Annotated in this window: 12 protein-coding genes, 1 pseudogene and 1 riboswitch; of the genes and pseudogenes, 8 read left to right on the top strand and 5 right to left on the bottom strand. The window is 68.2% G+C overall.

The features are described from left to right. Positions 1-147: 147 nt before the first annotated feature. Positions 148-263, bottom strand: a riboswitch (SAM riboswitch). Between the two features lie 266 nt (positions 264-529). The 4 genes from CQZ88_RS12860 to yhjD all read left to right on the top strand — a co-directional run bounded on the left by CQZ88_RS12860 (position 530) and on the right by yhjD (position 4,873). Then, complete coding sequence (locus CQZ88_RS12860) at positions 530-1,747, top strand: NADP-dependent isocitrate dehydrogenase (RefSeq protein WP_006939696.1); 1,218 nt, start codon at positions 530-532, stop codon at positions 1,745-1,747. Between the two features lie 85 nt (positions 1,748-1,832). Next, positions 1,833-2,636, top strand: a complete 804-nt coding sequence (locus tag CQZ88_RS12855) for an exodeoxyribonuclease III (protein ID WP_180987004.1) — start codon at positions 1,833-1,835, stop codon at positions 2,634-2,636. A 72-nt stretch (positions 2,637-2,708) separates the two neighbouring features. Then, positions 2,709-3,749 carry a tryptophan--tRNA ligase gene (trpS, locus tag CQZ88_RS12850; protein WP_006939694.1) on the top strand — a complete coding sequence of 347 codons (1,041 nt, stop codon included), beginning with the start codon at positions 2,709-2,711 and terminating at the stop codon, positions 3,747-3,749. A 59-nt stretch (positions 3,750-3,808) separates the two neighbouring features. Then, complete coding sequence (gene yhjD / locus CQZ88_RS12845; RefSeq protein ID WP_043801408.1) at positions 3,809-4,873, top strand: inner membrane protein YhjD; 1,065 nt, start codon at positions 3,809-3,811, stop codon at positions 4,871-4,873. Here yhjD and CQZ88_RS12840 read toward each other — a convergent pair. Then, entirely contained in the window at positions 4,818-5,414 is a 597-nt protein-coding gene (locus tag CQZ88_RS12840) for a TetR/AcrR family transcriptional regulator (RefSeq protein WP_029544730.1), read from the bottom strand. The two genes, yhjD and CQZ88_RS12840, sit on opposite strands and share 56 nt — an antisense overlap. Before the next feature lie 124 nt (positions 5,415-5,538). On the opposite strand from CQZ88_RS12840, the gene CQZ88_RS12835 reads away from it, so the two are divergent. Then, positions 5,539-6,546 carry an NADP-dependent oxidoreductase gene (locus tag CQZ88_RS12835; RefSeq protein WP_006939692.1) on the top strand — a complete coding sequence of 336 codons (1,008 nt, stop codon included), beginning with the start codon at positions 5,539-5,541 and terminating at the stop codon, positions 6,544-6,546. An 89-nt stretch (positions 6,547-6,635) separates the two neighbouring features. Beyond that, positions 6,636-7,673, top strand: a complete 1,038-nt coding sequence (locus CQZ88_RS12830; RefSeq protein WP_006939690.1) for an NAD(P)-dependent alcohol dehydrogenase — start codon at positions 6,636-6,638, stop codon at positions 7,671-7,673. Between the two features lie 69 nt (positions 7,674-7,742). On the opposite strand, the gene CQZ88_RS12825 is transcribed toward CQZ88_RS12830, so the two are convergent. Genes CQZ88_RS12825 through sdhC form a run of 4 tightly spaced genes read right to left on the bottom strand, consistent with a single transcriptional unit; the run spans position 7,743 to position 11,164 of the window. Then, positions 7,743-8,519, bottom strand: a complete 777-nt coding sequence (locus CQZ88_RS12825; protein ID WP_003935736.1) for a succinate dehydrogenase iron-sulfur subunit — start codon at positions 8,517-8,519, stop codon at positions 7,743-7,745. Then, positions 8,519-10,270 (bottom strand): succinate dehydrogenase flavoprotein subunit, encoded by a 1,752-nt coding sequence (sdhA, locus tag CQZ88_RS12820; RefSeq protein ID WP_102799830.1) that lies wholly within the window; start codon positions 10,268-10,270, stop codon positions 8,519-8,521. The genes CQZ88_RS12825 and sdhA overlap by 1 nt, the downstream gene beginning before the upstream one ends. Positions 10,271-10,285: 15 nt before the next feature. Next, positions 10,286-10,726, bottom strand: a complete 441-nt coding sequence (locus tag CQZ88_RS12815; RefSeq protein ID WP_029544728.1) for a succinate dehydrogenase hydrophobic membrane anchor subunit — start codon at positions 10,724-10,726, stop codon at positions 10,286-10,288. 33 nt (positions 10,727-10,759) lie between these two features. Continuing rightward, complete coding sequence (sdhC, locus tag CQZ88_RS12810) at positions 10,760-11,164, bottom strand: succinate dehydrogenase, cytochrome b556 subunit (protein WP_072635622.1); 405 nt, start codon at positions 11,162-11,164, stop codon at positions 10,760-10,762. A 253-nt stretch (positions 11,165-11,417) separates the two neighbouring features. Here sdhC and CQZ88_RS12805 point away from each other — a divergent pair, with 253 nt between their 5' ends. Continuing rightward, positions 11,418-11,840 carry a cytidine deaminase gene (locus CQZ88_RS12805; protein ID WP_044476117.1) on the top strand — a complete coding sequence of 141 codons (423 nt, stop codon included), beginning with the start codon at positions 11,418-11,420 and terminating at the stop codon, positions 11,838-11,840. Continuing rightward, a pseudogene (locus CQZ88_RS30965) lies at positions 11,833-12,277 on the top strand (thymidine phosphorylase); the annotation flags it as partial. The gene CQZ88_RS12805 and the pseudogene CQZ88_RS30965, both read left to right, overlap by 8 nt.

The raw sequence follows: 12,277 nt of genomic DNA, 5'->3' as shown, positions 1-12,277 counted from the left end.
TGGATCTGCTTGGTCTCGAAGCTCCAGCCGTCTTCGCGCCGGGTGTTCTCGCTGTCGGTCATGATGTCCTTCTGGCCGTGGTCGGGAGGTCGGGGCGGCTAGGGGCGACAGCTCATGATCACAACCCTCATGACGAATACCTCCATCGGACCGGCTTGTCGTGCGGCGTGGCGCCGGACGACCGGGTCATCACCCGGAGCACCCCACCCTGGCCGGAGGGTTGCCGACCAGCAAGCCGGGGCTTCACGCTGGTACTCATGACCTGGCGCGAGTCTAGCGGCTCGAACGGATGCTTCGGTAGGCGACCCATACCTCCCGGCGGGAGGCGCCTGAGCAGGCGAAAGTTACCCGCCGGTAGCCCGGGGCCCGCTTGGCGGACCGGGTCGATAGCAGTACGCTCGTCTTGTTTGGATCGTGTTCCGCACGTGTGAGCACGCCATAAATGGTTCATTGAGCCGACCACGATCGCACCCACAAAGTGCGATCGACTTGGGACCAGGGACACTTCCTAGGAGGACGCGAAGCGCACATGTCCAAGATCAAGGTTGAAGGAACGGTCGTCGAACTCGACGGCGACGAGATGACCCGCATCATCTGGCAGTTCATCAAAGACAAGCTGATCCATCCCTACCTGGATGTGAATCTCGAGTACTACGACCTCGGCATCGAGCACCGCGATGCAACCGACGACCAGGTCACCGTCGACGCAGCCAACGCCATCAAGAAGCACGGCGTCGGCGTCAAGTGCGCCACCATCACTCCCGACGAGGCCCGGGTCGAGGAGTTCGGCCTGAAGAAGATGTGGCGCTCGCCCAACGGCACAATCCGTAACATCCTGGGCGGCACCATCTTCCGTGCCCCGATCATCATCTCCAACGTGCCCCGCCTGGTGCCCGGCTGGACCAAGCCGGTCATCGTCGGCCGTCACGCCTTCGGTGACCAGTACCGCGCCACCGACTTCAAGGTCGACCGCCCGGGCACCGTCACCATCACCTTCACGCCGGAGGACGGCAGCGAGCCGATCCAGCACGAGGTGTGCCATATCCCCGAGGACGGCGGCGTCGTCATGGGGATGTACAACTACAAGAAGTCCATCCAGGACTTCGCGCGGGCCTCGCTGTCCTACGGTCTGCAGCAGAACTACCCGGTCTACCTCTCCACCAAGAACACGATCCTCAAGGCCTACGACGGCATGTTCAAGGACGAGTTCCAGCGGATCTTCGAGGAAGAGTTCAAGGCCGAGTTCGATGCCGCGGGCCTGACCTACGAGCACCGCCTCATCGACGACATGGTCGCCTCCTCGCTCAAGTGGGAGGGTGGCTACGTCTGGGCCTGCAAGAACTACGACGGCGACGTCCAGTCCGACACCGTCGCGCAGGGCTACGGCTCGCTGGGCCTGATGACGTCCGTGCTCATGACCCCGGACGGCAGGACCGTCGAGGCCGAGGCCGCGCACGGAACCGTCACCCGGCACTTCCGGCAGCATCAGGCGGGCAAGCCGACGTCGACCAACCCGATCGCGTCGATCTTCGCCTGGACCCGTGGCCTCGAGCACCGCGGCAAGCTCGACAACACCCCCGAGGTCATCGACTTCGCGCAGCAGCTCGAGGACGTCGTCATCAAGACCGTCGAAGCGGGACAGATGACCAAGGACCTCGCCCTGCTCATCGGCCCCGAGCAGGCATGGCTGACCACCGAGGAGTTCCTCGCCGCGCTCGACGAGAACCTCCAGAAGGCCCGCGCCTGACGCACGGACCGCACACGACGGGACGCCCCCCACCGGGGCGTCCCGTCGTCGTTTCGGGTCCGGCCCGTCGGCTACCGTGACCGTCGTGCCTCACGTCATCACCACCGTCAACGTCAACGGCGTCCGTGCCGCCGCCGGCAAGGGCCTGCTCGCGTGGCTGGCCACCGCGCAGGCCGACATCGTGTGCCTGCAGGAGGTGCGCGCCACCGAGCAGCAGTTCCACGCGGCGATCGCGCCCGCCCTCGACGCCGGGTGGTACGTGGTGTCCGCCGAATCGGAGGCCAAGGGCCGTGCCGGGGTCGCGATCCTGTCGCGGCGCCCGGCCGACGCCTCGCGCATCGGGTTCGACGAGGACGAGTTCGCGGCCTCCGGCCGGTACGTCGAGGCCGACTTCGGGGACGTGACCGTCGGCAGCCTGTACCTGCCCACCGGCGAGGCCGGCACCCCGAAGCAGGAGGAGAAGGAGCGGTTCATGGCGTTGTTCGCCACGCACCTGAACCACCGCGCCGCCGAGGCCGGGGCCGCGGCCCGGCACATGGTGGTGTGCGGGGACTGGAACATCGCCCACACCGAACGCGACATCAAGAACTGGAAGGGCAACGTCAAGAAGTCCGGATTCCTGCCGAGCGAGCGCGCGTGGCTCGACACGCTGCTCGCCGACGGCCGCTGGGTCGACGTGGTGCGCGCCCTGCACCCGGACGTCGACGGCCCGTACTCGTGGTGGTCCTACCGGGGCAAGGCGTTCGACACCGACGCCGGCTGGCGGATCGACTACCACCTCGTGACGGCGGAACTGGCCGAGCGGGCGAAGGAGGCCCGCGTCGAGCGTGCCGCCACCTATGCCGAGCGGTGGTCGGACCACGCCCCGGTCACCGTGCAGTTCCGCTGATCCGGGCGGATCCGCCGATCGGAGCCGACCTCCCGCGAGCGGCTCTCCGCGCACGTGAAAGTATCGACAACCATGGCGAGCACTGCAGAACAGAACACCACCGCGCCGACCGCCCGGCCCCGGGTGCTGTCGGGTATCCAGCCGACCTCCGACTCGTTCCACCTCGGGAACTTCCTCGGCGCGCTGCAACAGTGGGTTCCGTTGCAGGACGAGTTCGACGCCTACTACTTCATCCCCGATCTGCACGCGATCACCGTGCCGCAGGATCCGAAGGGGCTGCGCCGGCGCACCCTCCGCGCCGCCGCTCAGCTGCTCGCCGTCGGCATCGACCCGGACCGGTCGGTGCTGTTCGTCCAGAGCCAGGTGCCCGAGCACGCCGAGCTGGCGTGGGTTCTGAGCTGCATCACCGGTTTCGGCGAGGCCGGCCGGATGACGCAGTTCAAGGACAAGTCCGCCAAGGAGGGGACCGAGCACGCCAGCGTCGGCCTGTTCACCTACCCGGTGCTGATGGCGGCGGACATCCTGCTGTACCGCCCGCAGCGCGTGCCGGTGGGGGAGGATCAGCGCCAGCACCTCGAGCTGACCCGTGATCTCGCGCAGCGGTTCAACACCCGGTTCGGCAAGACGTTCGTCGTTCCCGAGCCGCAGATCATCAAGGGCACCGCCAAGATCTACGACCTGCAGAACCCCACTGCGAAGATGAGCAAGTCCGCGGCCACCCCGGCCGGTCTGATCAACCTGCTCGACGATCCGAAGGTGTCGGCGAAGAAGATCAAGTCGGCGGTGACGGACAACGAGCGCGAGATCCGTTTCGACCTCGAGAACAAGCCCGGCGTGAGCAACCTGCTCACCATCCAGGCCGCCCTGTCCGGCCGGCCGGTCGACGAACTCGTCGCCGGCTACGCGGGCAAGGGGTACGGCGACCTCAAGGCCGACACCGCGGAGGTGCTCACCGAGTTCGTCGTGCCGCTGCAGGCGAAGGTCGACGAGTACCTCGCCGACGAGGCGGAACTGCTGCGCATCCTGTCGACCGGCGCCGACCAAGCCCGCGAGGTGGCTTCCCGGACACTCGGGCAGGTCTATGACAGGGTGGGATTCCTGCCCCGCAAGTAGCCGGGGGCGTGCCCCGCACACAGCCCGGGGCGACGGAACGCGGAAGGAGTTGCCCACCGATGGCCGACGATTCCACCGAACCGTCGAAACCGGGATTCGTCGACCGGCAACGAGCAGCGCATCCGTCGCTCGACCACCTGGTGCGGGCCGGCCTGCGGTACCAGGAGCAGAAGGGCGACTACTACGCCGCGGGGATCACGTATTTCAGTGTGCTGTCCCTGATTCCCATCCTGATGCTGTCGTTCTCGGTGGCCGGTTTCGTGCTCGCGGGCCGGCCCGAGACCCTCGAGCAGCTGCAGACCGCGATCGCCCAGAACATCCCCGGCGAACTCGGTGCGACGGTGCAGGGTCTGGTGGACTCCGCGATCGCCTCCCGCAGCGCCGTCGGAACACTGGGCCTGCTCACCGCCGCGTATGCGGGGATCGGCTGGATCACCAACCTGCGGGACGCGCTCACGGCGATGTGGGACCATCCGCATGTCAAGGACGGGTTCGTGCGCACCAAGGTCAACGACGCGCTGACCCTCCTCGGCCTGGGCCTCGCCATCGTGGCGTCGCTGGCCCTGTCGGCCGCCAGCAGCGGCCCCGTCATGGACCTCTTCGTCGGAGTGCTGCGGCTCGAGAACGTGCCCGGCATCGGGGTGGCGCTGACGGTGGCGACGATCGCCATCGCCGTGTGCGCGACGTGGTTGCTGTTCACCTGGGTGATCGCCCGGCTGCCCCGGGAGCCCGTCACCTTCCGCAGCGCGATGCGGGCCGGCCTGCTCGCCGCCGTGGCGTTCGAGGTGTTCAAGCAGGTCGGCTCGATCTACCTTTCCCGGGTCACCAGCGGCCCCGCCGGGGTGGCGTTCGGCCCGATCCTCGGCGTGCTGGTCTTCGCGAACCTGACCGCACGGATGGTGTTGTTCGCCACGGCGTGGGCGGCATCGTCCAAGGAGAATCTGGTCATGGCCCACGTGCCGCCGCCGGAGCTGGCTCGGATCACGCCGCGGGTGGAGGTGCACGAGGGGCCCGGCCTGCGCGGCGGTCTGGCGCTCGTCGGTGCCGGGGCCCTCGGCGGGGTCTTGCTCAGCGAGCGCTCGCGCGCCATTCGTCGAGCTGTGCGATCGCGGCTTCGGCGGTAGCGACCGCCTCGTCGCGGTCGACGCGGGCGAGCAGCAGCGTGCTCAGCGACAGCGACGCCAGCACCCGTACCCGGCGGGCCAGCGCCTCGTCGTCGGCGGCGGGGTCGAGGGCGCGCAGCGCGTGCGTGAACGCGGTGGTCAGTTCGGCGCGGTAGGCGGTGACGACCGCGCGTTGCGTCTCGTCGTGGGCCGCAAGGCCGGCGGTGCTGTTCAGCAGCAGGCAGCCGCGGCGCGGCGAGTCGTCCGGCAGGGCGGCCACGGTGCGGGCCAGTGCCCGGAAGTAGCGTGCCGCGGCATCGGGCGCGGTGGGCTCGTCGGTGAGGACGCGCAGCCGGGGTCGCACCACGCGGTCGAGGTAGTCGCGGACGGCGGCGTCGAACAATCCGCGCTTGCTGGTGAAGGCGTTGTAGAGGCTCGACCGGTTCAGCCCCGTCGCCCGCTCGAGCTCGGGGACGGAGGTGGCCTCGAAGCCTTTGTCCCAGAACAGATCCCGTGCCCGTTCCACGACGTCTGCGGTGTCGAACTCCGGTGGCCGTCCCATGTGCCCTTCCGTTCCCCGTTGTGCAAAGACCGTTCCAGTATATATTGGAACGGTCAGTTCAATACTTCGGAGGCGCCCGGGGACAGCTCCCGGCGGCTCGGCACGTGAGGAAGGTTCACGCCCTGTGACCTCGAGTACCCAGATCCAGCTGGTCCGACGCCCCGTCGGCTGGCCGACACACGACGATTTCCGCACCGCGACGGTCGATCTGCCCGACCTCGGACCCAACCAGGTCCGCGTCGTCAACGAGTTCGTCTCGGTCGATCCCTACATGCGGGGGCGGATGAACGACGTCAAGTCCTACATCCCGCCGTTCGCGCTGGGGGAGACCATGACCGGCGGCGCGGTCGGCCGCGTCGTGGAGTCGACGTCGCCGGCCCACCCGGTCGACTCGGTCGTGCTGCACGACCTCGGCTGGCGCGACGTCGCGCAGGGCGACGCCGCGGCCTTCCGCGTGGTGGACGAGCTTCCGGGCGTCCCGAACTCCGCGTACCTCGGCATCCTCGGCCTGACGGGACTGACCGCCTACGTCGGCCTGATGCACATCGCCCGCATGCAGCCGGGCGACACCGTCTTCGTCTCCGGGGCCGCGGGCGCCGTGGGCACCGCCGTCGGACAGATCGCCCGGCTCGAGGGCGCGACCCGCGTGCTCGGCTCCGCCGGATCCGCGGACAAGGTCGCGATGCTCACCGAGCGCTACGGCTACGACGACGCGTTCGACTACAAGTCGGCGCCCGTGCGGCGCCAGCTCCGCCGTGCGGCACCCGACGGCATCGACGTGTACTTCGACAACGTCGGTGGCGACCACCTCGAAGCCGCGCTCGACGTCCTGCGCGACGGTGGCCGGGCCGCCCTGTGCGGCGCGATCGCCCTGTACAACAACACCGAGCGCACGCCCGGGCCGGACAACATGGCCAACATCATCACCCGCGGCCTGACCCTGCAGGGCTTCACCCTCGGCCACTACACCCACCTCTTCCCCGAATTCGCGGCGAAGATGGGGCCGTGGCTCGCCGCCGGCGACGTGGTGTTCGACGAGACGATCGTCGACGGGATCGACAACTCGGTCGATGCCTTCCTCGACCTGATGCGCGGGCGCAACGTCGGCAAGATGCTCGTCCGTGTCGCCTGACGTCCGGGGCCGGAACGGCCGGCGCCGCGCAGCGGAAGATTCGCTGCAGTATCGGGCGGGCACGCACCCCCGGCCGTAGAGTCGGGCGCATGAAAGCCGTCCAGTACACCGAGATCGGCTCCGAGCCGGTCGTTGTCGACATCCCCACCCCGACGCCCGGGCCGGGTGAGATCCTGCTGAAGGTCACCGCGGCCGGGCTGTGCCACTCGGACATCTTCGTGATGGACATGCCGGCGGCGCAGTACGCCTACGGCCTGCCGCTCACCCTCGGCCACGAGGGTGTCGGCACCGTCGCAGAACTCGGCGAGGGCGTCACGGGATTCGGGGTGGGGGACGCCGTCGCCGTGTACGGGCCGTGGGGCTGCGGTGCGTGCCACGCCTGCGCGCGCGGCCGGGAGAACTACTGCACCCGCGCCGCCGACCTGGGCATCACGCCACCCGGTCTCGGCTCGCCCGGATCGATGGCCGAGTACATGATCGTCGATTCGGCGCGCCACCTCGTCCCGATCGGAGACCTCGACCCGGTCGCCGCGGCGCCGCTCACCGACGCCGGTCTGACGCCGTACCACGCGATCTCCCGGGTCCTGCCGCTGCTGGGGCCGGGCTCGACGGCCGTCGTCATCGGTGTCGGTGGGCTCGGCCACGTCGGCATCCAGATCCTGCGCGCCGTCAGCGCGGCCCGCGTGATCGCCGTCGACCTCGACGACGACCGTCTCGCCCTCGCCCGCGAGGTCGGCGCCGACGCGGCGGTGATGTCGGGCGCCGGTGCGGCGGACGCGATCCGGGAACTGACCGGCGGTCAGGGCGCGACGGCGGTGTTCGACTTCGTCGGCGCCCAGTCGACGATCGACACGGCGCAGCAGGTGGTCGCGGTCGACGGGCACATCTCGGTCGTGGGCATCCACGCCGGCGCACACGCCAAGGTCGGGTTCTTCATGATCCCGTTCGGCGCCTCCGTCGTGACCCCGTACTGGGGCACCCGGTCGGAACTGATGGAGGTCGTCGCGCTGGCCCGCGCCGGCCGGCTGGACATCCACACCGAGACGTTCACCCTCGACGAGGGGCCGGCGGCGTACCGGCGGCTGCGCGAGGGCAGCATCCGCGGCCGCGGCGTGGTGGTTCCCTGAAACGGGTGAAGGTCCCCGTCGCCCGGTGGAACCGGGTGACGGGAACCTTCACCGTGGAGCACAAGCAGATCAGCGGGCGAACAGCAGCGCGCGCTTGACCTCCTGGATCGCCTTCGTCACCTGGATGCCACGGGGGCACGCGTCGGTGCAGTTGAAGGTGGTGCGGCAGCGCCACACGCCCTCGACGTCGTTGAGGATGTCGAGGCGCTCGGCGGCACCCTCGTCACGGCTGTCGAAGATGAACCGGTGCGCGTTGACGATCGCGGCGGGGCCGAAGTAGCTGCCGTCGTTCCAGTACACCGGGCACGAGGTGGTGCAGCACGCGCACAGGATGCACTTGGTGGTGTCGTCGAAGCGGGCCCGGTCGGCCTGCGACTGGATCCGCTCGCGGGTCGGCTCGTTGCCGGTGGCGATGAGGAACGGCTTCACCGCGCGGAACGCGTCGAAGAAGGGTTCCATGTCGACGACGAGGTCCTTCTCGACCGGCAGGCCGCGGATCGGCTCGACGGTAATGGTCACCGGCTTGCCGTCCTTGGGCAGCATGTCCTTCATCAGGATCTTGCAGGCCAGGCGGTTGACGCCGTTGATCCGCATGGCGTCCGAGCCGCACACGCCGTGCGCGCAGCTGCGGCGGAACGTGAGGGTGCCGTCGAGGTAGCCCTTCACGTACAGCAGCAGGTTGAGCATGCGGTCCGACGGCAGCGCCGGAACCTGGAAGCTGTCCCAGTGCTGACCCTTGCCGTCCTCGGGGTTGAACCGCGCGATCTTGAGGGTGACCATGGTGGCACCCTCGGGCACGGGAGGCAGGTTCGAGACGTCGGCTTCGTTCTTCTCGAGGGTTGTCATCAGTACTTCCGCTCCATCGGCTCGTAGCGGGTCTGCACCACCGGCTTGTAGTCCAGGCGGATGGGGGGGATCAGCTCCGTCCCCTCCTTGTAGGCCATGGTGTGCTTGAGGAAGTTCTCGTCGTCGCGCGTCGGGTAGTCCTCGCGGGCATGGCCGCCGCGCGACTCCTTCCGGTTGAGCGCACCGGCGACGGTGACCTCGGCCATTTCGAGCAGGAAGCCCAGCTCGACGGCCTCGAGCAGGTCGCTGTTGTAGCGCTTGCCCTTGTCCTGGACGGTGATGTTCTTGTACCGCTCCTTCAGGGCGTGGATGTCCTCGAGCGCCTTGCTGAGCGTCTCCTCGGTGCGGAACACCGAGGCGTTGTTGTCCATGGACTGCTGCAGCTCGCTGCGGATGTCCGCCACGCGCTCCTTGCCACCGGCACCCAGGATCCGCTCGAGCCACTCCACGACGTTGCGGGCCGGGTCCTCCGGCAGGTCCACGTGGTCGTGGGTGTTCGCGTACTCGGCGGCCGCGATGCCGGCGCGGCGGCCGAACACGTTGATGTCGAGGAGCGAGTTGGTGCCGAGGCGGTTGGCGCCGTGGACGGAGACGCAGGCGCACTCGCCGGCGGCGTAGAGGCCCGGGACCTCGTCCTCGTTGTTGCGCAGCACCTCACCGTTGATCTTGGTGGGGATGCCGCCCATCACGTAGTGGCAGGTCGGGGACACCGGCACGAGCTCGGTGACAGGGTCGACGCCGAGGTAGGTGCGGGCGAACTCGGTGATGTCCGGGAGCTTCTCCTCGAGGACGTCCTCACCGAGGTGGGTCACGTCGATGTAGACGTAGTCCTTGTTCGGGCCGGCGCCGCGGCCCTCGAGCACCTCGAGCACCATCGAGCGGGCGACGATGTCGCGGGGCGCGAGGTCCTTGATGGTGGGGGCGTAGCGCTCCATGAAGCGCTCGCCGTCGGCGTTGCGGAGGATGCCGCCCTCGCCGCGCACGGCCTCGGAGATCAGGATGCCCAGGCCCGCGAGTCCCGTCGGATGGAACTGGTGGAACTCCATGTCCTCGAGCGGCAGGCCCTTGCGGAAGATGATGCCCATGCCGTCACCGGTGAGGGTGTGCGCGTTGGACGTCGTCTTGTACATGCGGCCCGAGCCGCCGGTCGCGAACACGATCGACTTGGCATGGAAGACGTGAATCTCGCCGGTGGCGAGCTCGTACGCGATGACGCCGGTCGCGACGGGGCCTTCGGGGGTTTCCGTCAGCGCGATGTCGAGCGCGTAGAACTCGTTGAAGAACTCCACGTCGTGCTTGACGCAGTTCTGGTAGAGCGTCTGCAGGATCATGTGGCCGGTGCGGTCGGCCGCGTAGCAGGCGCGACGCACCGGGGCCTTGCCGTGGTCACGGGTGTGGCCACCGAACCGGCGCTGGTCGATCTTGCCCTCGGGCGTGCGGTTGAACGGAAGCCCCATCTTCTCGAGGTCCAGCACCGCATCGATGGCCTCCTTGGCCATGATCTCCGCCGCGTCCTGGTCGACCAGGTAGTCGCCACCCTTGACGGTGTCGAAGGTGTGCCACTCCCAGTTGTCCTCCTCGACGTTCGCGAGGGCGGCGCACATGCCGCCCTGGGCGGCGCCGGTGTGGCTGCGGGTGGGGTAGAGCTTGGTCAGAACTGCGGTGCGGGCGCGGGGGCCGGCCTCGATGGCCGCACGCATGCCGGCGCCGCCGGCACCGACGATGACCACGTCATAACGATGTTCCTGCATGAAGTCGTAGCTCCCCTAGCTCGCAACGATGTTGGGGTCGAAGGTGAAGATCACATAGGTGCCCAGGCCCATGATCAGGATCATCGACACGACCAGGATCGTGTTGAGCCAGAATCGGGTCGAGTCCTTGCGGGAGTAGTCCGCGATGACCGTGCGCAGGCCGTTGCCGCCGTGCAGCTGGGCGAGCCAGAGCATCGTCAGGTCCCAGAACTGCCAGAACGGGCTGGACCAGCGGCCGGCGACGAACGCGAAGTTGATGCGGTGCACGCCCTCGTCCAGCATCAGCATGATGAACAGGTGGCCGAGCACCAGGATGATCAGTGCAAGGCCGGACAGGCGCATGAACAGCCACGCGTAGAGCTCGAAGTTGTTCTTCGCGGCGCGGCGCGGGGAGCGCGGGTTGTCCAGGCTGGCCGGGCGGTCGTACGCCGTGCCCAGAGTCTTCGCTTCAGTCATGTCAGTGCCCAATTCTTCGTCGCTGCGCTCATGTCAGTGCCCCGCAAACATGTTGTAGAAGATGCGACCGGCGGCGGGGATCATCACCACGAACCAGATCGCCAGGATCGTCCAGAGCATCACCCGCTGGTACTGCGGGCCCTTGGACCAGAAGTCCACGAGCATCACGCGCAGGCCGTTGAGGGCGTGGTAGAGCACCATCGCCACCAACCCGAGCTCCATGAGACCGACGACGGGATTCTTGTAGGTCTCGATGACACTGTCGTAGGTCTCGGGATTGACCCGGACGAGTGCCGTGTCCAGGACGTGAACGAAAAGGAAGAAGAATGTCGCCACGCCTGTGATCCGGTGCAGAACCCAGGACCACATGCCCGGGTCTCCCCGGTAAAGCGACCGTGTGCGCCCCGGTGCGGGAGCGGCTTCAGTCGTGCTGCTCATCGAGTGCTGTGCCTCCAACGTCAATGGTGGACGCGTCGAGCCTCTCCAGCCTCTGGGGGATTCCGCAGCACGGGCTCGACGTGAACCTGAACCGACTTGGACCGACTTTAGTCCTATCCGAAAGTCGGGAACTAATTCGAGTAGCGGTTCGTACGGCCTCCAAATAACAAGTTAGGTTTGCCTTTCCAACTGTGATCTGGCCCGGGCGGGCCGGTGAACCGTGGAATCGGCCACCGTGACAGGATGGACAACCATGCCGGACGTAGACTGGAAAACCTTGCGCGCCAAAGCACATGAGGTGATGGGCCGCGCGTACGCGCCCTACTCCCGATTCCCCGTGGGGGCCGCGGCACTGGTGGACGACGGACGGATCGTCGTCGGATGCAATGTGGAAAATGTCTCACACGGAGTGGGTCTGTGCGCCGAATGTGTACTGGTCGGTAACTTGATTTCCGGTGGTGGCGGGCGGTTGCGGGCCGTCGCCGTCTGCGATGCCCGCGGGGCCGTCCTGAGCCCGTGCGGACGCTGCCGGCAGATCCTCCTCGAACACGGCGGCCCCGAGCTCGAGGTCGACACGCGCCGCGGTCCGCGCCCCATCTCCGAGCTGCTGCCCGACGCGTTCGGCCCCGGTGACCTGGACGCGGTGCGCGAGGCGGGAGGTGCCGACCGTGCCTGACGCCCTGTCCATCATCACCCGCAAACGGGACGGCAAGGAGCTCAGCGGAGCCGAGATCGACTGGATCATCGAGGCGTTCACGCGTGGTGTCGTCGCCGACGAGCAGATGGCCGCCCTCGCGATGGCCGTCTACTTCCGGGGCATGACGCGCGCCGAGACGGCCCGCTGGACCACCGCCATGATCGACTCGGGCCGGCGGCTGGACTTCACCGGCCTGGGCCTGCCCACCGTCGACAAACACTCCACCGGCGGTGTGGGCGACAAGATCACCCTTCCGCTGGCCCCGCTCGTCGCCGCCTGTGGCGTCGCCGTGCCGCAGCTCTCCGGCCGCGGACTCGGCCACACCGGCGGCACCCTCGACAAGCTCGAATCGATCCCGGGCTGGCGCGCCGAGCTGAGCATCGCCGAGATCGCCGAAATCCTCGCCGACCCGGCGG

The organism is Rhodococcus sp. ENV425 (assembly GCF_002887785.1).
In the GTDB taxonomy this organism is placed as follows: Bacteria; Actinomycetota; Actinomycetes; order Mycobacteriales; family Mycobacteriaceae; genus Rhodococcus; species Rhodococcus aetherivorans.
The sequence above is the reverse complement of the archived record's forward strand: the minus strand, read 5'-3'. Positions and strand labels throughout refer to the sequence as shown.

What these genes read in the sequence shown, in the direction of transcription:
- CQZ88_RS12860 (WP_006939696.1), top strand. Translation starts at nt 530, where the DNA reads ATGTCCAAGATCAAGGTTGAAGGAACGGTCGTCGAACTCGACGGCGAC.
- trpS (WP_006939694.1), top strand. Translation starts at nt 2,709, where the DNA reads ATGGCGAGCACTGCAGAACAGAACACCACCGCGCCGACCGCCCGGCCC.
- yhjD (WP_043801408.1), top strand. Translation starts at nt 3,809, where the DNA reads ATGGCCGACGATTCCACCGAACCGTCGAAACCGGGATTCGTCGACCGG.
- CQZ88_RS12840 (WP_029544730.1), bottom strand. Translation starts at nt 5,414, where the DNA reads ATGGGACGGCCACCGGAGTTCGACACCGCAGACGTCGTGGAACGGGCA.
- CQZ88_RS12830 (WP_006939690.1), top strand. Translation starts at nt 6,636, where the DNA reads ATGAAAGCCGTCCAGTACACCGAGATCGGCTCCGAGCCGGTCGTTGTC.
- CQZ88_RS12825 (WP_003935736.1), bottom strand. Translation starts at nt 8,519, where the DNA reads ATGACAACCCTCGAGAAGAACGAAGCCGACGTCTCGAACCTGCCTCCC.
- sdhA (WP_102799830.1), bottom strand. Translation starts at nt 10,270, where the DNA reads ATGCAGGAACATCGTTATGACGTGGTCATCGTCGGTGCCGGCGGCGCC.
- CQZ88_RS12815 (WP_029544728.1), bottom strand. Translation starts at nt 10,726, where the DNA reads ATGACTGAAGCGAAGACTCTGGGCACGGCGTACGACCGCCCGGCCAGC.
- sdhC (WP_072635622.1), bottom strand. Translation starts at nt 11,164, where the DNA reads ATGAGCAGCACGACTGAAGCCGCTCCCGCACCGGGGCGCACACGGTCG.
- CQZ88_RS12805 (WP_044476117.1), top strand. Translation starts at nt 11,418, where the DNA reads ATGCCGGACGTAGACTGGAAAACCTTGCGCGCCAAAGCACATGAGGTG.